We start from the raw sequence: 21,968 nt of genomic DNA on the forward strand, positions 1-21,968 counted from the left end.
TGGTTGCGGGCTTCTTACTGGATGTCCCAGCGCTCGGGGTGAGCTGCGTAGGGGCCGCCGCCCGGCGCCGGCGTCCAGACGAAGTCATGCAGCTTGTTGGAGGCTACGCCATAGCGGTTGGCCACCCACAACGTCGCCCAGGGTAGCTCCTTGTTCATGACCTTGCAGACCCCCTGCCAGGATTGATCGAGCTTGGCCGGATCGGTTTGGCCTAGCGCGGCGTCCAATGCGGTGCTCAGATCGTCGAACTCGATGCGCATGGTGTTGAAGCCTGCCGGCGGGATCTGCGACTTGTTGAGGCCGGGATTGAGGCCGGCCGGGTTGGGGCCGTTCTGCAGGCCGGCATAGACCATCGGAAAGGCGTTCCAGTCCGGCGTGCCTTGCTTGTAGACGATGCCGTTGTAGGTCGGCGTATCGACGACCCGCGGCACCACATTGATGCCGACCTCGGCCAGCATCGACTGGACAGCGGCCATCACATTGGCCGCTTGCGGCGAGCCGTAATAGGTCAGCAAGGTGATCGGCTTGTCGCCGTTGATCTTGTCCCAGCCGGCCTCGCTCAGCAGCGCCTTGGCCTTTGCCGGATCGTAGGCATAGGGTTCGAGGCCTGCGGGAACGAGATGCGGCGCGACATAGCCGCAATTCGCTGGCTCGGCGGCACCGCCGTAGAGGCTGTCGATGATGGCGTTGCGATCGATCGCGTACATGATCGCCTGGCGGACACGGATATCCCTAAACAGGTCGACCTTCTGGTTCAGGCCGATATAGTTGACCACGTACGAGGCACCTTCGATCACCTTGAAATTGCTGTCGCTCTTGAACGATGCCGCATCGTCGGGCTCGACATAAGTGAACTGGATTTCGCCGGCACGGAGCGCGGCAACGGCCGCCGCCGGCGACTCGAAATAGCGGTTGATGAGCACGTCTACCTTCGGCTTGCCGCCGCGATAATCGTCATCGGCTGCCAGTTCGACATATTGGTCGCTCACGTATCGTTTGAACTTGAACGGGCCGGTGCCGACCGGAGTGGTCGACCACCAGGTGCTTGTCGCCAGCGATTCCGGCGGCAGAGCGGCCAGGGCATGCTCCGGCAGGATCATCAGCTGCGAGAGGATGGATAGAAACGAGCCGTTCGGTTTCGATAGCTTCACCACTGCGGTGTGGTCATCCGGGGCATCGACCGAGGCGATGTTGGCGAGGCGGGCGGCAAACAGGCTGCCGGAGGCCTTGTTCTTGGCAAGCTCGAGGGTGAACTTGACGTCCTTCGAGGTGAACGGCTTGCCGTCATGCCAGGTCTCGTTGACCAGGTTGAACGTATAGCTCAGCTGGTCGTCGCTGATCTTGTAGTCCTTGGCGAGGTCGCCTTCGATATCGGCCAGCCCGGCATTGTAGATGACCAGCGGTTCAAAATAGGTGCTGAGCCAGGTGTAGCCGCCGGTCGCCACCAGCGGGTTGAAGTTCTTGGGAAAACCGCCGGGACCGACGTCGAAGCCGCCCGCAATGGTCTTGGCGCTTTGTGCCTGGACACTGGTCAATGGGGCAATGCTGGCGAGCAGCAGCCCGGCGACTGAGAATGCGATGGTCCTGATACGCATGGTTTCCTCCCTTGGCATAGTCAGGTTGTTCTTCAGCTTGTTCGGTTTTTTGCGATAACCTGCTGGATCCCCCGGTAATGGTCGTCGAGCCGCCGACGCGCCTGGTCGACGTCCTTGGCCGCGACAGCCTCGACGATCTCATGATGGTCGCGCCATGTCGCCAGCGGCGTCGGATTATCGAGATTGGTGAAATTCGAGGCCTTGTTGAACGCCGTCCAGAAGATGTCGATCAGCGCGCTCAGCATGTGATTGTTCTGGCAGCGGAACAGCAGCTGATGGAATTGCTGGTCCTCTTCGGCGAAGCTCTCATGGCGCTCGGCACGTTGCCGCATGCGCTCGGTCAACTGGCGCAGCGCCTCGATGTCCTCGGCACTGATCATCTCGATCGTCTTGGCGATGAGGCCGGTTTCCAGCACGCGACGGATTTCGCGCAGCTCTTCGACATCGCGCAGCGAATCCTGCAAACCGTAGGCCAGGTTATCCAGCAGCGGCTTGAACGAGAACTCCTTGACGAACACGCCGATGCCGCGTCGCGTCTCCAGGATGCCGATCGATTCCAGCGCCTTGATGGCTTCGCGCACGGAGTTGCGGCCGACGCCGAGCCGCTGCGCCAGGAACGTCTCCGGCGGCAGGGGATCGCCTGCCTTGAGCTGGTTGCTTTCGATATAGGCCCTGAGGCTTTCCTGCACGGTGACGTGAAGCAGCGGTGGTCTGCTCAACGGTTCGATCGACTTCAGTTCCGCCATCCCACTGCTTTCATCATCCGCTGAAGCTTGCCCGCCGCTTGTCGTATAAGCACTTGTAGGATATCCTGCAAGCCCATAACAAACCTGCTGCCTCCGTATGAAGATTACCCTCGCCGGCTCGAGCCACTGGCACGCCGAAATACACCTCGACGCCGCACGCTTTTATGGCACGGAGATCGCCGGTATCTGGGACGAGGATCCTGGCCAAGCGCAAGCGTTCGCCGCGCACCACGACCTGCCGTTTATCGAAGATTTCAAGGAGATACTCTCCAGCCCGCCGGATGTGATCCTGTTGATGGGGCACCCTTCGATGGTGCCGGCGCGGGCACGTGCGATCATCGCGGCAAGGATACCGCTGATCCTGGAGAAGCCGGCGGCCAGCCATACGAGGGAACTGATGGCGCTGCGCGACCTTGCCAGGCAGCACCAGGCTTTTGTCGCTGTTCCCCTGCCCAACCGTTTCGGGCCGGCCGTTGCCGGCCTTGAACGGCTGCGCCGGCAAGGTCGCGCCGGCCCCGTGGCGCATTGCCAGTTCCGGCTGGTCAACGGCCCGCCGCAACGCTACATCGCCGACGGTGTCGCCTGGGTGCTCGACCCGGCGGTTGGTGGCGGGGGTGCATTGAGGAATCTCGGCATACACGGCGTCGACGCGGCACTCAGCCTCGCAACCGGCAAGCTCGGCCTGAAAAGCGTTTCGATCGCGAACCGCATCCATCCCGGCCCGGTCGAGGATCACGCACTTCTGGTGCTGGAAGACGAGGCCGGCGCGCTGTTCATCGTCGAGGCCGGTTACACCTTTGCTTCGATGCGCCCCGGCGGTGACTTCGAGTGGCGTATCGTCAGTGCCAATGCCACCCTCATCGATCATGGCGACCATGTTATCTGCGCAACGCTCGACGACGCGGCAATCGTCGACTTGCCGGTCGAACTGCCGGCAACGCGCTATCGTCTGTTCATGCGCGATACGCTTGACCGGCTGGCCAGAAAGGCGCCTCCGCCGGTGTCCATCGAAGATTATGTTGCGGCGATGTCGCTGATCGACGCCGCTTATCAAAAGGCAGGACCATGATTGGAATAGGAATTATCGGCGCCGGCGATTTCGGCGCAGCCCATGCGCGGGCAATCCCTGAGGTTGGCGGCATTCGCCTCGTCGCCGCCTCTCGAGGAAATGCCGACGCACTGCAGCAATTCACCGCTGAACATGGCGGCCGCGGCTACGCGGACTGGCGAAGGCTGCTGGACGACAAGGAGGTCGATGCGGTCCTCATTGCCAGCCCGCACCATCTCCATGCCGAAATGGCCATCGGCGCGGCAAGGGCCGGCAAGCATATCCTGCTCGAAAAACCGATGGCGCCGACGGTGGCTGCCTGCGATGCGATCAACGCCGCCGTGGCCAAGGGTGGCGTCAAGCTGATGGTCGCCCACCTCATGCATTTCGCCCTGCCCTGCATGGCGGCCAGGCAAATTCTGGAGGAAGGCGAGCTCGGCCGGCCTCTCGCCGGATCGAGCTGGATCATCAAGCTGTGGATGGAGCACAATCGCCGCGACTGGCATCTGCGCAAGGCGACCGGCGGCGGCATGCTGTTGACGGCCGGCATCCACGCGGTCGATCGCCTGGTCTGGCTGATGGATGATGATGTCGTGTCGGTGAGCGGCATGCTCGGCGCCAAGTTCCATGACCAGGAAGCAGACGATACCGCCTTGCTCGGACTGCGCTTCGCCGGCGGCGGCATCGGCCAGGTGCAGAGCGTCGGGTACCGCACCGGCGCTACGACCTACGCCATGGACCTTATCTGCGAGCAGGGAACGCTGCGCATCGACATGGACCGCGGCACGATGCTTGGCCGCGATACGGTCTGGACCGAGCTGCCCGGTTCCTTTGAGCCGAACTGGATGCATAACGCGCTGGTGCGCGAATGGAGCGCAATGCGCGATGCCATTGCCGATGACACGCCGGTGCCGGTCGACGGCATCTATGCGCGCAAGATCATCGCCATTATCGAGGCTGCCCTCGCGTCGAACGAAACCCGCCGCGAACACGAGATCGCCGGTGGACGCTGACCTCGACGACCATCTGGCCCGCTTGCCCGCACACGCACCGCGCGGCATCTGGGGCGCGGTGATGCTGGCCATCGACGATCGCGGAGCGATCGACTGGCAGGCGACGGAAGAGACGATCGCCCGGCTCTGCGCCTCAGGCGTCGATGGCGTCTATTCCAATGGCACCGCCTGCGAATTCCATTGCCAGACCGAGCCCGAATTCGACCGGCTTTGTGAGTTGGTCGCAACCATAGCCGGCCGCGCGCGCCTTCCTTTCCAGATCGGCATCAGCCAGTCCAATCCGCGCGTCGCGCTGGAGCGACTGACGCGGGTAGCCGGACTTCGCCCGGCAGCGGTGCAGTTCACGCTGCCCGACTGGTGGCCGCCCAGCGACGACGAGGTCATGCGCTTTGCCGGCGGCCTCTGCGACGCCGCGCCTGAAACGCCGCTGGTGCTCTACAATCCGCCGCACGCCAAGCGCCACCTGACGCTCGACGGCATCGCCAGTCTGCGTGCGGCCGTGCCATCGCTGGTCGGCGCCAAGCTGCCGGGCGGCGACGCCGGCTGGTATGCCGACATGCGCCGCAAACTGGACGGATTTTCCGTCTTCGTCCCCGGCCACACGCTGGCAACAGGCTATGCTGGAGGGGCCCATGGCAGCTATTCCAACGTTGCCTGCCTCAACCCGAAGGGCGCGATGATGTGGTGGCAGATAATCCGCACCGACATGGCCGCCGCTGCCGAGGTCGAGGCCCGCATACAGGCCTTCCTCGCCGCACATGTCCTACCGTTTCGCACCCGTTACGATGTCAGCGATGCAGCACTCGACAAGGCGATGGCGGCGGCCGGCGGCTGGGCGCCGCTCGGCCCGCGATTGCTCTGGCCCTACAACTCGGTTCCCGACGAGGAGATCCCGACGCTGGCCAAGGCCGCTTACGCGACCTTCCCCGAATGGTGGTAATGTTCGATTTTACGAAACCGGTTTAGTAAAGCGGTTTACAAGCGCAATTTCCTGTGCTGAAATCCTCGCCTATCGGGAACGCTGAGCACAGTCGCCTCATGAAGAAACCCACCGCATCGACGATCCGGAATGTCGCGCATGCGGCTGGCGTCTCGGTCACCACCGTGTCGCGCCATCTGAACGGCCGCATAAAGCTGCCGGCGGAAACCAGCGAGCGCATCAGGGCAGCGGTTGCGGAACTGGAATATCGGCCCAACGCCATCGCGCGGCGCCTCAGCAAGGGCCGCAGCGAAACCATCGGCTTGATCGTTTCCGACATCTCCTACCCATTTTTCGCCGCCATCGCGAGTTCGGCGGAAGAAGAAGCAAGCCGGCTCGGCTACAGCCTGGTGATGTTCAACAGCCGCAACATGGCCGCCAAGGAACTGGGCTTCCTGTCGCGCATCGACGACGCGCAGGTCGACGGTATCCTGCTGATGACCAACCACCCGGACGACGGCGCGCTGGTCCAGAAGATCAATGCCTGCAGCAACGTCGTCCTGGTCGACGAGGATGTGCCCGGCGCCATTGCGCCGCGCCTGTTTGCCGATAATCGTCGCGGCGCCAGGCTGGCGACCGAGCATCTTCTTGATAATGGCCACAACGCGATCGCCTTTGTCGGCGGCCCGCCGGCGCTGCTCAGCAGCAAGGAGCGGTTCGGAGCCTTCGAGGAATGCCTCGAGCGCACAGGCGTGAAGCTGGATCCAGACCACGTCTTTTTCGGCGACTATGACGAAGAGTCCGGCCTGCGCGCCATCCTGCGGTTCGCTGCGCTCGACAATCCACCGACCGCAATCTTCGCCTCTGCCGACATGCTGGCGCTGGGGATTTTGCAAGGCTGCCGCAAGCTCGGCATCAGTGTGCCCGCCGATCTGTCGCTGGTCGGTTTCGACGACATCCGCAATGTCGACCTGCTTGATCCGCCGCTGACGGCCATCCGTCAGTCCGCGGAGGAATTCGGCCGTCGGGCGGTCGGCCTGCTGATCGACCACATCAACGGTGCCGAGATACCTGATGCGGCGCCGGTCGCGGTGAAGCTTGTCGTGCGCCACTCCGTGGCCGCGCCTCGTAAGGCACATTGGAAACTGACTGGAAACGCCTCGGCGGAAAACCGATCGCTGACGAGAGTGGGAACCTAGGCCATGATCCGAACCGAAGGTCCGCGTCAGCGAAAAGTGGGAACCGGTTTTCGGAAAGGTCATGGCCCAGAAAGACAACAGAGACGGATCAAATCCGCGAAACCTGCAGTCAACATCAACAATGGGAGAATGAACAATGACAATCTCGCATTTCGCACAAGACGCGGCTGAGATCGCGCTGGAAAAATTCACGCGCGGTGAAATCGATCGCCGCTCGTTCCTCGTCGCACTCGGCGGCCTCGGCCTTGCGGGCGCCTTGAAGCCGGGCATCGCCTTGGCCGATGCCTCCGAAATCGTCGTCTGCAACTGGGGCGGTGCGGCGGCGGATGCCTTCGCCAAAGCCTATGGCGACCCCTTCACCAAGAAGAGCGGCATGAAGGTGGTGATCGACGGGGCGGGGCCTGCGATCGGCACGATCCGGGCCATGGTCGAGTCCGGCAAGGTCATCTGGGATGCCACCGACGGCGGCATGATCGATTCGCTGACGCTGGGCAAAGGCAATCTGGTCGAGAAGATCGACTACACGATCGTCGACAAATCGCAGGTGCCGGAGAATTTCGCCGGCGAGTTCGGCGTCTCGAATTATGTCTATTCGAACGTGCTCGCCTATGACGCCGACGCAACCAAGGGTGCAGCACCCACCGGCTGGGCCGACTTCTTCGACACGGCAAAGTTCCCCGGCAAGCGCACCATGTGCAAATGGATCCAGGGCCAGCTCGAATTCGTGCTCATGGCGGACGGTGTCGCGCCCGCCGACCTGTATCCGCTCGACGTCGACCGGGCATTCAAGAAGCTCAAGCCTATGCTCGCCGACATCATCTTCTGGGAAGGCGGCGCTCAGACCCAGCAATTGTTCCGCGAGGGCGAGGTCGTGATGGGCAACATCTGGCACACCCGCGCCAATCTCCTGCACAAGGAAACGCCCGACAAGTTCAAGTGGATCTGGGAGCAGAACATCCTTTCGGCCAGCGCGTGGTCGGTTCCCAAGGGCAATCCCGCCGGCAAGAAAGTGTTCGAATTCATCAATTCGACGCTCGATCCGGCCGGCCAGCTGGTGCTGCTGCAGATCATGGGCAACGGGCCTTCCAACCCTAAGACGCTGGCCTTGATGACGCCGGAGGACGCGGCCGTGAACCCGACGACGAAGGAGAATGCTGCCTCGCAGATCATGCTCAATCCCGCCTATTACGCGGAACACGAGACCGAGCTCCAGAACAAGTACCTGGACTTCATCTCGAGCTGAGAGGGGCGAGCCGACAGGGAAGGGCTGCCACCGGCAAGGCGGCGGCCCTCATCCGATGCGAATTTGATCCAATGCGAAATTTCAAGACAACAGCCCTGCTGCTGACGGTTCCCGCCAGCCTGGTGGCGATCGGCCTCTATGCGGCGCCGATCCTGCAGGTTCTTGCGTTGAGCCTGACCGAGCCGAAGCCGGGTTTTGCCAATTACCAGAGCCTGTTCGCCAATGCCGCGGTCGGCCGCGTCGTCATGACGACGCTCAAAGTGTCGGTCATGACCACGGTGCTGACCGTGCTGGCGAGCTACATCGTCGCCTTCGCCATCATCCATATGTCGGCCGGCTGGCGCCGCATCTCGCTGTTCCTGGTGCTGGTGCCGTTCTGGATATCTGTGCTGGTCAGGGCGTTTTCCTGGATCACCATCCTGCGGCGCCGCGGCGTCCTCAACAGCGCGCTGACGGGTACGGGCGTGATCTCGACGCCGCTCGACCTTGTCTACAACCTTTTCGGCGTCACCATCGGCATGGTGCACTACATGATGCCGTTCGCCATCCTGCTGCTCTACGCCAATCTGTCCGACATCGACCGCCGCATCATGCAGGCGGCACGCTCGCTGGGCGCGCGGCCGGCAACGATCTTCTGGCGCGTCTGGCTGCCGCTTAGCCTGCCCGGCATTGCGCTGGCGACACTGTTCGTCTTCGTCTTCTCGCTTGGCTTCCTCGTCACGCCCGCCCTGCTCGGCGCCGGCAAGACCCTGATGATCGCCGAATACATCTCGGTGCAGATCTCGAGCACCTCGCGCTGGGACCTGGCAACATCGCTGTCGACCATGCTGCTTCTGGTGGTCGGCATCATCGTCTTTGCCGCCATGCGCAGCCCGGCGCTGCGCGCCGCCTTCGTCGCGAGGCCGCAGCAATGAAGCCCCGGCGCATCATCGAAGTTGGCCTGCCGCGCTTGCTGGCCTGGTGCCTGCTCGGCTTCCTGTTCGTTCCGATCCTGGTGGTGATCCCGGTCGCACTGACCGACCGCGATTATCTGTCGCTGCCGCAGGACGGCATTTCGATGCAGCATTTCGCGGCGCTTGCCGACTGGAGCAAGGGCTGGCTTCCCAGCATGCTGACCAGCGCCGGCATCGCGCTCGCCTGCGCCGCGATTGCCACGGCGCTCGGTGTCGCCTTCGCCGTTGGCGCCTGGGCGGCAGGAGGCTGGTGGCCGTCGTTGATGCGCATCCTTCTGCTGTCGCCGATGATCGTGCCGCCGATCATCTACGCCGTCGGCATGGTCAAGCTGTGGGCGCGGCTGTCGCTGCTCGACAGCTACACCGGCGTCATTCTCGTGCATGTCGTGCTGGCCTTGCCGCTGACCGTGCTGGCCATCGGTGCCTCGCTCTCCAATCTCGACCAGAAGCTGGTGCAGGCGGCGAGAAGCCTCGGCGCCAGGCCGATGACCGTGTTCGGCAAGGTGATCTTGCCCAACATCGTTCCGGGCGTTGCCGCCGGCGCGCTGCTCGCCTTCGTCGCCTCCTGGGACGAGATCACGGTGACGCTTTTCATCACCGGGCGCGCCGTCGTCACGCTGCCGCGCCGCATCTGGACCAGCATCCAGGATGCGGTCGATCCGGCGCTGGCGGCGATCGCTACCGTCCTGCTCGTCATTACCGTGCTGGCGCTTGCCGCACGCGCGCTGACCGAACGCCGGCACCAGAGATCCTAGTTCAAGCACCCCGCCGCCGGGAACAATCGAAAGGAAAGGAAGGCCTATGAGCACCGCAATGAGCGACAACGAATACCGCGAGAACAAGTTCTTCAGCATATTCGGCTCCGTCCCCGAGCCGGGCTTCGATACGGCTGAGGAACAGATCCCGGTATGGGGCCGCCATTGGGGTTGCTCGAACGATGTCGGCCGGTTGCGCGCTGTGCTGATGCACAGGCCCGGCGACGAGCTTTCCGTGGTCGAAAACAAGCCGATGCCTGAAATCGGCGGCTTCGGCGATCCGGAAAAGGGTTGGTACTGGGTGGGCCGGACGATGCCCGATTTGCCCGCCATGCAGCGCGCCCATGACGAGTTCACCAATTTGCTGCGTTCGGAAGGCGTCGACGTCATCCTCGTCGACAAGGCCGCTCCTGGAGCGATGAAGCAGATCTACACCCGTGACAGCGTCATCGGCATTCCGGGCGGCGCCATCGTCACCCGCCTGGCCCGGCGGGTGCGCCGCGGCGAGGAACTGCCGGTGACGCGGGCGCTGGCCAAGGCCGGATGTCCGATCCTCGGAACCATCCACGGCTCGGCCGTCTTCGAAGGCGGCGGCTTTGCCTTCATCGATGCCAAGACGGCCGTCTGCACGGTGAGCATCGCCTGCAATCCGGAAGGGGTGCGGCAGGTCGAAAGCATCCTCGCCGGCCTCGGCGTGACGCTGATCAAGGTGCCGATGCCGGGATACCGTATTCACATCGACGGCGCCTTCATTATGGTCGACGTCGAGACGGCGATCGTCAATGTCAACGAACTTCCTTACCCGTTCATCGAATATCTGGACAAGCGCGGCATCAAGATGATCGAACTGCCTCCCGAAGACAGCGCCATGTCGCTCAACTGCCTGGCCGTCGCGCCCGGTCGCGTCATCATGCATGGCAGCCGCTCGAAGCGCTTGGCGGACAGGCTCGATGCCGCCGGCATCACCGTGCTGACCTGCAACTACGAGACGGTCGAGCTTGGCGGCGGTGGCCTGCATTGCTCGACGGCGCCGCTGATCAGGGACCCGATCTGACATGGTCCCGAACTGATATGGCCCGAAACTGATATGACCCCGGACTGACATGGCATTGCTGGTCATCGACGATCTGGCAAAGACCTACGACAAGGTCACTGCGCTGACCGGGATCAACCTCTCGGTCGAAGCAGGAGAGTTCGTCACCTTGCTCGGGCCTTCCGGGTCCGGCAAGACGACCTTGCTGATGTCGCTGGCCGGCTTCACCACGCCGAGCAAGGGCACGATCAGCCTCGACGGCAGGGATATCACCCGTGTCGACCCGGAGGACCGCAATTTTGGCTTCGTCTTCCAGGGTTATGCGCTGTTCCCGCATCTCTCCGTCGCCAACAACATCGCCTTCTCGCTTAGGGTCCGCAAATGGGAGAAGGCAAGGATAGCCACGCGGGTGACCGAGATGCTGTCGCTGGTCGGCCTGGACAATCTGGCCGAGCGCAAGCCGCGCGAACTGTCGGGCGGCCAGCAGCAGCGTGTCGCCATCGCTCGCGCCTTGGCCTTCGGGCCGCGCATCCTGCTGCTCGACGAGCCGCTTTCGGCGCTCGACCGTATGCTGCGCGAGACGATGCAGAAGGAGTTGAAGCGGCTGCATCGCGAGACCGGGGTGACCTTCGTCTACGTCACCCACGATCAGGAAGAGGCGATCGCGATGTCCGATCGTATCGCTGTGTTCAATCATGGCCGCATCGTCGAGATCGGACCGCCGCGCGACCTCTACAAGAAACCGTCGACGCGCTTCGTCGCCGGTTTTCTCGGCGAGAACAATTTTTTGACCGGCCACCGCGCCGATGACGATGAGACGATGGTCGAGGCGTTCGGCGCGCGCTTCGGCTTCCCCCTCCGAAAGGGCAGCCGCGAGCGGCCCGGCGATCGCCTGACGGTATGGGTGCGCCCCGAGGAGATCCGCATCGGGCAGGCGTCAGGCGATGAGATCGGCTTCCGGGCGACAGTGGTCGAGAATTCCTTTGTCGGCGCGCTCGAACGCATCGTGCTCCGGACGACGGCCGGCGAAGAGATGGTCGCGACGCTGCGCTCGGAAGCGACCGTCGCGGTCATGCCCGGACAAACTGTCGATTGCCGGATACATCCCTCCGCAATCGGCGTCCTGCCGAACGAAATCTCGATGCCCTGACCTCCCGAGAGAGCCCCATGATCAAGGCGACACCTTTCGATTTTCCCTATGACGGCAGGCTGGTTGCCGAACATACGGCCCTCGTCGTCATTGATCTGCAGGAGGATTTCCTGTCGACGACAGGCTATTTCGCCAAGCAGGGCTACGATCCGAGCCCGCTGCGAGCCATCCTGCCGACGGTCAGCCGGCTGATCGCGGCAGCCCGCGCGGCCGGTCTCAGGATCATCCACACCAGGCAAGGTTATCGGCCGGATATGGCCGACATGACGCCCTACGAGAAATGGCGGCGCAAGCGGGCCGGCCTCGAAGGAACCGAAATCCTGCTGCGCTCCGGCCCTGGCTTCCAGATCGTTCCGGAGATCGACGTCGCGCCTGAGGACATCATCGTCGACAAGACCTGCAACAGCGCCTTCACCTACACGGATTTCGAGCATGTGCTGCGCGCGCAAGGCATCACGCATCTCCTGTTTTCGGGATGCACGACCGACGTCTGCGTGCACACGACCTTGCGCGAGGCCTGCGACCGCAATTTCCAGTGCCTGACCATCTCGGATGCTTGCGCCAGCGGCGACCAGAAAGCGCATGAGGCAGCCCTGCACATGGTGACGGTCGAGAACGGCATCTTCGGCGCGCTGACCGATTCAGCCGCCGTTATCGCGGCGCTTTCGCAAATCTCCGGCAAGGTGCACTGATATGCTCGAAGAGACCGCCGGCACAGCCGCCGCAACCCAGACCGACCAACTTTACGTTTCGCTGATGCGCTTGACGGACAAGGGGCTGGCGGAACTGGCCGGCAGCCCCGATCGCAGGAAAGTCAGCGAGGAGCGCGTTGCAGCACTCGGCGGACGATCGGTCGCCTTCTATGCCACGCTCGGCGCCTATGACTTCGTCCAGATCTTCGAAATGCCAAGCAACGAGGCCATGCTGCAATATGTGCTGACGGCCCGGCGCGACGGTTTCGTCGAACCGCTGATCCTGCCGGCATTCGACCCGCCGGCTTTCGGCGCGATTGTCGGACGGGTCCTGAGATGACCGGCGCTTCAGCCGGCGCGTGCTTCCGGGGTCGGGCGCGATGCAAACGCGCCGGGTTGGGAGACATCGGCCTCGCGACGCGCCAGCGAATTGCGCAGCAGTGCGATCGCCTCGCGGCCGGCGGTCGCAATCTCGCGTGGCCTGTCGACGCCGACGATCATGAACTCCGTGATCCCCAAAGCGGCGTAGGAAAGCAGCGAAAGCGCGACCTGCGCCGGCGGCCCGGCAAGTTCGAGCGCCTTCTGGCAGGAAGCGGCCGGTTTGTCTTCCGAACGGATTCGGACGGGAAGCGCGAAACGCAGCTTGCCGGCCCGGCCGTGTTCGGCAGCAGCGCCGCGTACGCGCTCCATTGACTGGTGGATTTCTGCAAGCGAGCCAGGTGCCAGCTCGAACACGTCCGCATGCCTGCCCGCGACCCTGAGCGCAGTGCCCGACTGCCCGCCCATGCGGATGGTCACATCGGCACCATGCGGCCCCTTGCGCGGCACATAGCCGCCTTTGATGCTGTAAAAGGTGCCTTCATGGTCGAACGGCCTGTCGTTCGACCACAATCGCTTCAGCAGCACCAGATATTCATCAATGCGTTGCCAGACCACTGTGTGGCCGGCCGGACGTGCCTCGGCATCGTCGTCGCTCAGCGGCTCGCTGAGCATCCTGAGCGACAGCCGGCCACCGCTTCTCGCGTCGAGGGCAGCGAGTTGTCGCGCCGCCACGGTTGGTTCGATCACGCCTGCCCAATGCGTGAGCACGACCTCCAGGGACGAGGTCCGGTCCAGCGTCTGGGCGGCAAGGTCCATATTGGTCAGCAGCCCGGCCTGGTCGTCGATGACGATCCTCTGGAATCCAGCATCCTCGATCAGTGACAGCTTCGTCGCGGTCTCGACAAAGTCATAGAAAAAGCTGGCGTCGGCAGCGTGGATCTTACCGGGAACATGCGTGAACTCGATCGGCATTGCCATCTCCTCCATCACGTTGGAATCAGGGCGCGCAAATGCACACCGGCATTCGGTTCATCAACTCCGGAATTTCTGCAAACGGCAGGCCGCTATCCCGAGGAAGCCTCGATGATCAGAGCCTTGACAATCAGGGGATCAGCCCCAGTACCACTGCCCCGGTGAATACAAACGCAAGGGCAAAGACGAGATAGGCGAAAGCGCCGGCATAGGCCGGCCGCCAAACCTGGTCGGAACCCAGCCTTTGGCCTTTGCGGGCAGTCTGAGCGTTCTGGCTATAGGACATATCGACCTCCGTCTCGGCGCTTAATCTATAAAATCAGTAGACTTTGTCGAGTGCTATTTTCGCGCGATCCTTAGAACAATTTTCTCCAAATGATAGACACATTAGTGCTTTTACTGCTTAGCGCTGCCTTTTGCGGCATGCCGGGGTGACGGCAGGAAACGTCAGGTCCACGTGTCTGTGGCTCCTTGGCCATCCAATGGATGAGGGATAGCATCGCTTTAGCGGAAAGCCGCGACGTCACGGCAAGGCAGCAGGGAGCAAAATGGGGACAAGACTGGCCGGCAAGGTCGCCATCATTTCGGGCGGCGCGACGGGAATGGGCGGTGCGGCCTCGGAGCTTTTCGCGGCCGAGGGCGCCAAGGTGGCGATCGTCGACCGCAACGGCGAAGCGGCGGCGGCTACCGCAGCGGCAATCAGGCAACGCGGCCATGTCGCCGAGCACTGGGTCGCCGACGTATCGGATGAGGCGCAGGTCGAAGCGGCGGTGAAGGGCGCGACGGAAAAATTCGGCCCGGTTACGGTTCTGTTCAACCACGCCGGCACCATCGTCATCAAACCCTTCCTGGAGACCACGCTGCAGGAATGGGACTGGCTGCATGCCGTCAATGTGCGTTCGATGTTCCTGATGACGCGCGCCGTGCTGCCCGGCATGATCGCCGCCGGCGGTGGTTCCATCGTCTGCACCTCGTCGATCTCGGCGGTGGCGGCGACGCCGATGGAGGTGCTTTACGACACCACCAAGGGCGCCTGCCACATGTTCGCGCGCGCCATCGCCGTCGAGTTCCGCGACCGCAACATCCGCTGCAATGCGGTCTGTCCAGGCTTCATCAGGACACCGCATGGCCTGCGCGAGGTCGCCGATCTCGACACACTCGGCGTCGATGTCTCCGACGCGGCAATGGCGGCGCAACAAGGGCGGATCGGCGAGCCGGAAGAGGTCGCGAAGGCAGCCCTGTTCCTGGCCAGCGACGAGGCCAGCTTCGTCAACGGCGCCCATCTGTTCGTCGATAACGGCTTCACCGCGATGTGAAAGGCGAAGCGCCGCTACCGCTCTTCGCGCCGGAACGGCTTGAGCAGCGCCGACGGGGCCACCGCATTGCGCGACATCACCGCCATAGCGACGATGGTGAAGATGAACGGCAGCATCAGGAAGGCCTCGTAGGGGATATGGCCAAGCCCGCTCGCCTGCATACGCAACTGCAAGGCGTCAACGAAGGCAAACAGCAGTGCCGCGCCTGCCGATCGCCACGGATCCCAGCGGCCGAAAACGACGAGCGCGATTGCCACCCAGCCACGCCCCGAAACCACACCGAAGGTGAAGGCGTTGAATTGCGCCATCGACAGGAAGGCACCGGCCAGTCCCATCAAGGCACCGCCGAGGATCACCGCCTGGAAGCGTGTTGCAATGACGCTGACGCCGGCAGAATCGGCGGCACGCGGGTTTTCGCCGACCATGCGCACCGACAGGCCCCAAGGTGTGCGGTAGAGCACGAAGGCGGCCAGCGGTATGGCCAGCATCGCCATGTAGACCAGCGAAAACTGGTTGAACACCGCCGGCCCAAGCACCGGTATGTCGGACAGGATCGGGATCGGCAGCGTCTCGAACCCCTTGATGTTCGGTGGCACCGATTGCTGTCCGAAGATCAGCCGGTAGAGGAAATAGGCAAGGCCCGACGAGAACAGCGTCACGCCGATGCCGCAGACATGCTGGCTGAGGCCGAGCGCTACAGTGAACAGCGCGTGCACGGCGCCCATCAGCGACCCGGTCAGCACCGCCGCGAGCACGCCGAGCCAGAGGCTGCCGCTGAGGCTCGCCGCGGTGAAGCCGGTCATTGCCGACAAAAGCATGATGCCTTCGATGCCGAGATTGAGCACGCCGGCGCGCTCGGAGAACATCTCGCCCAGCGTCGCAAAGGCCAGCGGCGTGGCGATGCGGATGATCGCGGCCAGGAAGCCGACCTGGAAGATCTGTTCCAGCACCACGCTCATTTGGCTATTCCCACGCGACGGAGGCGATAGGCGGTGAACAGCAGCGCCACCAGCATGGCGAGCAGCGCCGTTCCCTGGATGACATCGCTGAGGAAGGCCGGAACGCCGGTCGCCCGCGACATCGCCTCGGCGCCGGTCATCACCGCGGCAAGGAAGATCGCCGCCGGCACGACGCCGAGCGGATTGAGCCTCGCCAGCATGGCGACGACGATGCCGGAATAGCCATAGCCCGGCGAGATGTCGCTCATCACCTGGAAATGCACGCCGCCGACCTCGCCGACGCCCGCAAGGCCGGCCAATGCGCCAGACAACAGCGCCGTCGAAATCAGCACCCGCCCAACATTGATGCCGCCATAGCGCGCCGCCTCGGGGTTTTCGCCGGTGACCCTGATGCGGAAGCCGAGCGTGGTGCGCGCGACCACGAGCCAGATGACCGGTGCGGCGACCAGCGCCGCGACGACCCCGAGATGCAGCCGCGTGCCTTCGAGCAGCACCGGAAAATTGGCCGTATCCTCGATCGGCGGCGAGATCGGGTAGCCGCTGAAACTGTCCTTCCATGGCCCCTCGATCAGCGCCATCAGTGCGTAGAAAATGACCGAGTTGAGCAGCAGCGAGCTGACCACGTCATCGACCCTGAATTTTACCCGCAGCGTGGCGGGGATCAGGGCGACGGCCGCGCCGGCGGCAGCGCCCGCCAGCGCCATCAGCAGCATGGCGAGCGGCCCCGGCATCGGGATTGCACCGATGGCACAGCTCGCCACCGCACCAGCCAGCAATTGCCCTTCGGCGCCGATATTCCAGAATTTGGCGCGGAAGGCGACTGCCACGGCAAGTCCCGTGAAGATCATCGGCGCGGCACGCACCAGCGTTTCGGTGACGGCGTAGCTGTCGCCCAGCGACGCCGAAAACATAACGCCATAGGCCTCGATCACGCCGGCGCCAGCCAGTGCAATGAGGCCGCTGCACAGGATCAGCGTCGCGCCGATGGCGAGCAGCGGCAGCGCCAGATTGAACCAGGCGGGCGTTGAGGTGCGGGCCTCGAGACGGAACATCAGGCATGGCCCTCCGCTCCGGTCATCATCAACCCGAGTCTGGCGATGCTGGCGTCGGCGCTGTCCAGCGTGCCGACGATGCGGCCCTCATACATCACCGCGATACGATCCGAGAGCATCAGCAACTCTTCCAGATCCTCGCCGATGACGACGATGCCGCAGCCCTTGGCGCGCATGTCGAGGAATTTTTCGTGGATGAAGCGCGCGGCGCCGATATCGAGGCCGCGAGTCGGCTGCGAAACGATCAGCACCTTCGGATCGAAGGCGAGTTCGCGCGCCAGAAGCGCCTTCTGCAGATTGCCGCCGGAAAGCGCCCCGGCGCGCGTCATCGGCCCGGGGCAACGTATATCGTAGGCTTTGATCTGTGCCTCGGCGAAGGCGCGGATCGCATCCGGCTTGAGCAGGCCGTTGCGGCTGAACGCCGCCGTGCCGATGCGCGGCAGCACCATCGAATCGGCGAGCGGCAGATTGGTGACCAGTCCGGTCGTCATGCGGTCTTCCGGTATGCGGCCGAGGCCGAGCGCCTGGACTGTGCTCGGCGAGAACCGCGAAACTGTTTTGCCGGCTATGGTCATCTTCCCGGCATCGGGCGCACGCACGCCGGAGATGACCTCGGCAAGCGCGCGCTGGCCATTGCCGGAGACGCCGGCGATGCCGAGGATCTCGCCGCCACGAACCGACAGCGAAACATCGCGCAGCGCCATGCCGGAATGATGCGATGTCGAGATACCGTCGAGGGTCAGCACGGCCGCACCCGGCATCGACGGTCCTCTGGCCGGAGGCACGATCTCGTGGCCGCACATCAGCCGCGCCATCTCCGACGACGTGGTGCTGGCCGGCGCATCGACGCGGCCGGCAACGCGCCCATGCCGGAGCACGACGCAGCGATGCGTCAGCGCTCGCACCTCGTTGAGCTTATGCGAGATGAAAATGATGCCGAGCCCTTGTGCCGCCATCGAGCGCAGCGCCGAAAACAGCCCGTCGACCTCGGTTGGTGCCAACACCGCCGTCGGCTCGTCGAGGATCAGCAGCCTTGCGCCGCGAAACAGCGCCTTGACGATTTCGAGCCGCTGTTGCTCGCCGACCGACAGCGCCGAGACGGGGAGGTCCGGGTCGAGCGTCAGCCCGTGCTGGCGGCCGATCTCGGCGAGCCGCGCCAGCCCGCCGGCGCGGTCGATCCGGCCCGATCTGCCGGGAATGCCGATCAAGAGGTTCTCCAGCACCGAAAGCCGCGGTGCGAGATGAAAATGCTGGTGCACCATGCCGATGCCGGCGGCCAGCGCATCGGCCGAACTGTTGATCGCCACCGACCGGCCCTGCACCAGGATCTCGCCGGCATCGGGCGCATAGGCGCCGAACAGCACGTTCATCAGCGTCGTCTTGCCGGCGCCGTTTTCGCCGAGCAGCCCGAGGATTTCACCCGGCGCGACACTGAGATCGACGGCCTCGTTCGCCTTGACGGCGCCAAAGCTCTTGGAGATGCCGCGCATTTCGATGAGAGGGGCAGGCGTTGACAAGGCGGGATCCTGGTGGCGTTGACGCCGATATCCCTCCCCCTTGAGGGGAGGGTGCCGAGCGAAGCGAGGCGGGAGGGGTCCCCTCAGCTGCCTCGACGTTTAGACCGAAAAAGATGGAGCGCGTCGCCGAGGACCCCACCCGGCCCTGCGGGCCACCCTCCCCTCAAGGGGGAGGGATGCGCCGCTCAGTCTGAGACCGGCGTATTCTCATCGACGTCGACGCGGAAATTGCCGTCGAGGATCTCGGCCTTCTTCTTCTCGACCAGTTCCTTGACCTCGGCCGGCAGCGTCTTGTCGAACTTGTGGTAGGGCGCGAGGTAGGAGCCGCCCTTGGCCATGCGCGAGAAATCGCCGTAATCCTGCGCGGTGAAGACGCCGGCCTTGACCAGCTTGATCGCCTGCTCGACGGTCGGATACATATCCCAGACCGGCCCGGTGATCACCGTGTCGGGGCCGAGGCTCGACTGGTCCGACATGTTGGAAATGGCGAGGATCTTCTTCTCCGCCGCCGCTTCGATGACGCCGAAGCGCTCGGCATAGATGACGTCGACGCCTGCGTCGATCTGGGCGACAGCCGCTTCCTTTGCCTTTGGCGGATCGAAGAACGAGCCGATGAAGGCGACCTTCTTCTTGATGTTGGGATTGACCTCTCTGGCGCCGGCAAAGAAGGCGTTGACCAGCCGGTTCACTTCCGGAATGCCCATCGCCGCGACGGCGCCGATCGTGCCTGACTTCGACATCTTTCCGGCGATCATGCCGGACAGATAGGCCGGCTCATGGATCCAGTTGTCGAAAACGCCGAAATTCGGCTCGGCCGGCCCGGCGCCGGAGCCGAACAGGAAGGCGGTCTTCGGGAACTGCTTGGCGGTCCTGCGCGATTCGCGCTCGGCGGCGAAGGCATCGCCCAGCACCAGCTCATAGCCGCCTTGCGCATATTCGCGCATGACGCGGCTGAAATCGGCGGTCTGCACCTTCTCCGACCATTTGTATTCGATGCCGAGTTCCTTCTCGGCCTTCTGCAGGGCAACATGGATCTGGTTGTCCCACGGCTCCTCGATCGGCGTGGCGAAGATCGCCGCCACTTTCAGCTTCTTGGTCTTGGCAAAGGCGCTGCCAGGCAGCATCGCTGCCGCTAGGCCGAGCGCGCCCAGCTCCAGCACGTTGCGTCGCGAAAGCCCTTCGCGTTTCGATTGGATTCTGCTCTTCCCGTTGTCCATTGCATGCCCCTCTGATTGGCGCCGTGTCGAGCCGGCTCTCTTCTCTGGAATATCGGCGAAGGAACTATGGAGCGGTGCCCGGCTTTTGTCCACATGGTCAAATTTGAGTGGGCGGAACGCGCCATTAAATGGCCCGGCAAATCGACGCTTGCTCACAATCTCTCCAGCGCCACCGCGATCGCCTGGCCGACCCCGATGCACATGGTGGCGAGGCCGTAGCGGCCGCCGCGTTCGCGCAGTTCCAATGCCGCCGTGCCGGTGATGCGCGCTCCGGACATGCCGAGCGGATGGCCGAGCGCGATGGCACCGCCATTCGGGTTGACGTGCGCCGCATCCTCGGCAATGCCGAGCTGGCGCAGCACGGCGATGCCTTGCGAGGCGAAGGCCTCGTTGAGCTCGACGACATCGAACTGTTGCGGCGTCAGGCCGAGCCGGGCACACAGCTTTTGCGTGGCCGGCACCGGGCCGATACCCATGATGTGCGGCGCCACGCCGGCGGTGGCACCGCCCAGAATACGGGCGATCGGCGTCAGCCCATATCTTTTCGCGGCGGCTTCCGAGGCGATGATCAGCGCCGCGGCGCCGTCATTGACGCCCGAGGCATTGCCGGCCGTAACCGTGCCGCCTTGTCGGAACGGCGTCGGCAACTTGGCCAACGCTTCGATCGACGTGCCCCCGCGGGGATGCTCATCTCTGTCGACAACGACCGGATCGCCCTTGCGCTGCGCGATCGTCACCGGCGTGATTTCCTTTGCCAGCCGGCCATTGGCTTGTGCGGCTACAGCCTTGTCCTGGCTGCGCACGGCAAATGCGTCCTGGTCGGCGCGGGAGACAGCGAACTCTTCCGCCACGTTCTCGCCGGTCTCCGGCATCGAATCGACGCCGTATTGCTTCTTCATCAGCGGATTGATGAAGCGCCAGCCGATCGTGGTGTCGTAAATCTCGGCATTGCGCGAAAAGGCGGTCTCTGCCTTCGGCAGCACGAACGGAGCGCGGCTCATCGATTCGACGCCGCCTGATATCATCAGCTCCGCCTCGCCGGCCTTGATGGCGCGGGCAGCAATTATCACCGCATCCATGCCCGAACCGCAGAGACGGTTGACGGTCGAGCCCGAAACCTCCTTGGGCAGGCCGGCCAGCAGCAGCGCCATGCGCGCCACATTACGATTGTCCTCGCCGGCCTGGTTGGCGCAGCCATAGACGATGTCGTCGATGGCAGCCCAGTCGATGTTTGGATTGCGCTCGACCAGCGCCTTCAGAGGGATAGCGCCGAGATCGTCGGCACGGACCGCCGACAACGAACCGCCGAAGCGTCCGATCGGCGTGCGGATGTAGTCGCAGATATAGGCCTCGGCCATTATGCAGCCTTCCCGTTTGCGCTGATGGTTTCTGCTCGCGACCCAGCCATGTTGGCCGCATTCTCCTTGAGACGAAAGCACATCTCGCCGCCGGCCGTTAGGCCAAAGAGAATTTCAGCTGCCGCCCGCCGGGAGCGGCGGATCAGCCGATGCTTTCTCCACCGTCGATCACCAGCGCCTGACCGGTCATGAAGGACGAGCGGTCGGAGACGAGGAACAGGATCGCTTCGGCGATTTCCTCCGCGCTGGCCCAGCGCTGCATGGGAATTTTGGTGCGGACATAGTTCTCGATCGCTGCCCGCCCGCCCATCTGCGCGATGAACGGCTCGTTGAAGGGCGTATCGACCCAGCCGGGGCACAGCGCGTTGATGCGGACATTGTGTTTGGCATAGTCGAGCGACATCTGCCGGGTCATCGCCACCACTGCATGTTTTGACGTTGCGTAGGCGATCATTTCGCGGTCGTAGAACACACCCGAATTCGAGGCGGTATTCAGGATCACCCCGCCGCCTTGCGCGATCATCGACGGCATGACCAGCCTGGCCGCGAGGAACTGCGCCCGCACATTGATCCGCCAGGAGGCATCCATGCCGTCGGCGCCGACTTCGGTCAGCGTGCCGCCGACCTGGATCCCGGCATGATTGTGCAGGATGTCGATCCGCCGATGCCGGCCCAGCGTTCCCGCAATGAGCTGCTCGACCGCCGCATCCTCGCCGACGTCGGTGGCGACGGCCTCGGCCCGACCGCCGGCCGCACGAATGTCGGAAGCGGTTGCTTCCCCCGCCGCCTGGTCCCTGTCGGCGATCACCACGAGCGCGCCTTCCCTGGCCATCATCATGGCGCCGGCACGCCCGATCCCCGACCCGGCACCCGTCACCACGGCGATGCGATCTCTCAGAATCATGTTTTT

Annotated in this window: 22 protein-coding genes; 12 read left to right on the forward strand and 10 right to left on the reverse strand. The window is 63.9% G+C overall.

The genetic code is table 11. The features are described from left to right. Positions 1-14: 14 nt before the first annotated feature. Positions 15-1,595: an ABC transporter substrate-binding protein gene (locus NKI24_RS26600; RefSeq protein ID WP_352749672.1), complete on the reverse strand. Its 1,581-nt coding sequence runs from the start codon at positions 1,593-1,595 to the stop codon at positions 15-17. Positions 1,596-1,627: 32 nt separating this feature from the next. Next, positions 1,628-2,341, reverse strand: a complete 714-nt coding sequence (locus tag NKI24_RS26605; RefSeq protein WP_031212077.1) for a FadR/GntR family transcriptional regulator — start codon at positions 2,339-2,341, stop codon at positions 1,628-1,630. Between the two features lie 97 nt (positions 2,342-2,438). On the opposite strand from NKI24_RS26605, the gene NKI24_RS26610 reads away from it, so the two are divergent. From NKI24_RS26610 to NKI24_RS26660, 11 genes are all read left to right on the forward strand, one after another. Next, complete coding sequence (locus NKI24_RS26610; protein WP_352749674.1) at positions 2,439-3,410, forward strand: Gfo/Idh/MocA family protein; 972 nt, start codon at positions 2,439-2,441, stop codon at positions 3,408-3,410. Beyond that, the gene (locus NKI24_RS26615; protein ID WP_352749677.1) at positions 3,407-4,402 is read left to right on the forward strand and encodes a Gfo/Idh/MocA family protein; all 996 of its coding nucleotides are present in this window, start codon (positions 3,407-3,409) and stop codon (positions 4,400-4,402) included. Before NKI24_RS26610 ends, NKI24_RS26615 begins: the two co-directional genes overlap by 4 nt. Next, positions 4,392-5,342: a dihydrodipicolinate synthase family protein gene (locus NKI24_RS26620; protein ID WP_352749679.1), complete on the forward strand. Its 951-nt coding sequence runs from the start codon at positions 4,392-4,394 to the stop codon at positions 5,340-5,342. The genes NKI24_RS26615 and NKI24_RS26620 overlap by 11 nt, the downstream gene beginning before the upstream one ends. A gap of 98 nt (positions 5,343-5,440) precedes the next feature. Beyond that, entirely contained in the window at positions 5,441-6,520 is a 1,080-nt protein-coding gene (locus tag NKI24_RS26625; protein ID WP_352451285.1) for a LacI family DNA-binding transcriptional regulator, read from the forward strand. 136 nt (positions 6,521-6,656) lie between these two features. Beyond that, entirely contained in the window at positions 6,657-7,763 is a 1,107-nt protein-coding gene (locus NKI24_RS26630; RefSeq protein WP_352451286.1) for an ABC transporter substrate-binding protein, read from the forward strand. Positions 7,764-7,834: 71 nt separating this feature from the next. Continuing rightward, a complete protein-coding gene (locus NKI24_RS26635; RefSeq protein ID WP_352451287.1) occupies positions 7,835-8,677 on the forward strand; it encodes an ABC transporter permease in 843 nt (280 codons plus the stop codon). Further along, positions 8,674-9,471 carry an ABC transporter permease gene (locus NKI24_RS26640; RefSeq protein ID WP_352451288.1) on the forward strand — a complete coding sequence of 266 codons (798 nt, stop codon included), beginning with the start codon at positions 8,674-8,676 and terminating at the stop codon, positions 9,469-9,471. Before NKI24_RS26635 ends, NKI24_RS26640 begins: the two co-directional genes overlap by 4 nt. Positions 9,472-9,529: 58 nt before the next feature. Further along, positions 9,530-10,525, forward strand: a complete 996-nt coding sequence (locus tag NKI24_RS26645) for a dimethylarginine dimethylaminohydrolase family protein (RefSeq protein WP_352749686.1) — start codon at positions 9,530-9,532, stop codon at positions 10,523-10,525. A 49-nt stretch (positions 10,526-10,574) separates the two neighbouring features. Next, a complete protein-coding gene (locus NKI24_RS26650; protein WP_352451290.1) occupies positions 10,575-11,654 on the forward strand; it encodes an ABC transporter ATP-binding protein in 1,080 nt (359 codons plus the stop codon). A gap of 17 nt (positions 11,655-11,671) precedes the next feature. Continuing rightward, on the forward strand, positions 11,672-12,346 hold the full coding sequence (locus NKI24_RS26655) for a cysteine hydrolase family protein (RefSeq protein ID WP_352451291.1): 675 nt from the start codon (positions 11,672-11,674) through the stop codon (positions 12,344-12,346). 1 nt (position 12,347) lies between these two features. Next, positions 12,348-12,686: a GYD domain-containing protein gene (locus tag NKI24_RS26660; RefSeq protein WP_352451292.1), complete on the forward strand. Its 339-nt coding sequence runs from the start codon at positions 12,348-12,350 to the stop codon at positions 12,684-12,686. Between the two features lie 8 nt (positions 12,687-12,694). On the opposite strand, the gene NKI24_RS26665 is transcribed toward NKI24_RS26660, so the two are convergent. Together NKI24_RS26665 and NKI24_RS26670 are read right to left on the reverse strand one after the other, a co-directional pair. Further along, positions 12,695-13,639 carry an LLM class flavin-dependent oxidoreductase gene (locus NKI24_RS26665; protein ID WP_352451293.1) on the reverse strand — a complete coding sequence of 315 codons (945 nt, stop codon included), beginning with the start codon at positions 13,637-13,639 and terminating at the stop codon, positions 12,695-12,697. Between the two features lie 130 nt (positions 13,640-13,769). Then, the gene (locus NKI24_RS26670; protein ID WP_023678176.1) at positions 13,770-13,925 is read right to left on the reverse strand and encodes a hypothetical protein; all 156 of its coding nucleotides are present in this window, start codon (positions 13,923-13,925) and stop codon (positions 13,770-13,772) included. Positions 13,926-14,187: 262 nt separating this feature from the next. Here NKI24_RS26670 and NKI24_RS26675 point away from each other — a divergent pair, with 262 nt between their 5' ends. Further along, entirely contained in the window at positions 14,188-14,955 is a 768-nt protein-coding gene (locus NKI24_RS26675; protein ID WP_352749690.1) for an SDR family NAD(P)-dependent oxidoreductase, read from the forward strand. A gap of 14 nt (positions 14,956-14,969) precedes the next feature. Here the strand turns inward: NKI24_RS26675 and NKI24_RS26680 are convergent, their stop codons facing one another. The 6 genes from NKI24_RS26680 to NKI24_RS26705 form a co-directional block, all read right to left on the reverse strand. Further along, on the reverse strand, positions 14,970-15,914 hold the full coding sequence (locus tag NKI24_RS26680) for an ABC transporter permease (protein ID WP_352749693.1): 945 nt from the start codon (positions 15,912-15,914) through the stop codon (positions 14,970-14,972). Then, positions 15,911-16,966, reverse strand: a complete 1,056-nt coding sequence (locus tag NKI24_RS26685) for an ABC transporter permease (protein WP_352456283.1) — start codon at positions 16,964-16,966, stop codon at positions 15,911-15,913. The genes NKI24_RS26680 and NKI24_RS26685 overlap by 4 nt, the downstream gene beginning before the upstream one ends. Next, entirely contained in the window at positions 16,966-18,456 is a 1,491-nt protein-coding gene (locus NKI24_RS26690; RefSeq protein ID WP_502901491.1) for an ABC transporter ATP-binding protein, read from the reverse strand. The genes NKI24_RS26685 and NKI24_RS26690 overlap by 1 nt, the downstream gene beginning before the upstream one ends. A gap of 212 nt (positions 18,457-18,668) precedes the next feature. Then, positions 18,669-19,700, reverse strand: coding sequence for a BMP family protein (locus NKI24_RS26695; protein WP_352451297.1), 1,032 nt, complete (start codon positions 19,698-19,700; stop codon positions 18,669-18,671). Positions 19,701-19,852: 152 nt separating this feature from the next. Further along, positions 19,853-21,058 carry a 3-oxoadipyl-CoA thiolase gene (gene pcaF / locus NKI24_RS26700; RefSeq protein ID WP_352456285.1) on the reverse strand — a complete coding sequence of 402 codons (1,206 nt, stop codon included), beginning with the start codon at positions 21,056-21,058 and terminating at the stop codon, positions 19,853-19,855. Positions 21,059-21,200: 142 nt separating this feature from the next. Further along, complete coding sequence (locus tag NKI24_RS26705) at positions 21,201-21,962, reverse strand: SDR family NAD(P)-dependent oxidoreductase (protein ID WP_023678183.1); 762 nt, start codon at positions 21,960-21,962, stop codon at positions 21,201-21,203. Positions 21,963-21,968: the final 6 nt, after the last annotated feature.

It is taken from the genome of Mesorhizobium sp. M0701, assembly GCF_040320365.1.
Classification (GTDB): domain Bacteria; phylum Pseudomonadota; class Alphaproteobacteria; order Rhizobiales; family Rhizobiaceae; genus Mesorhizobium.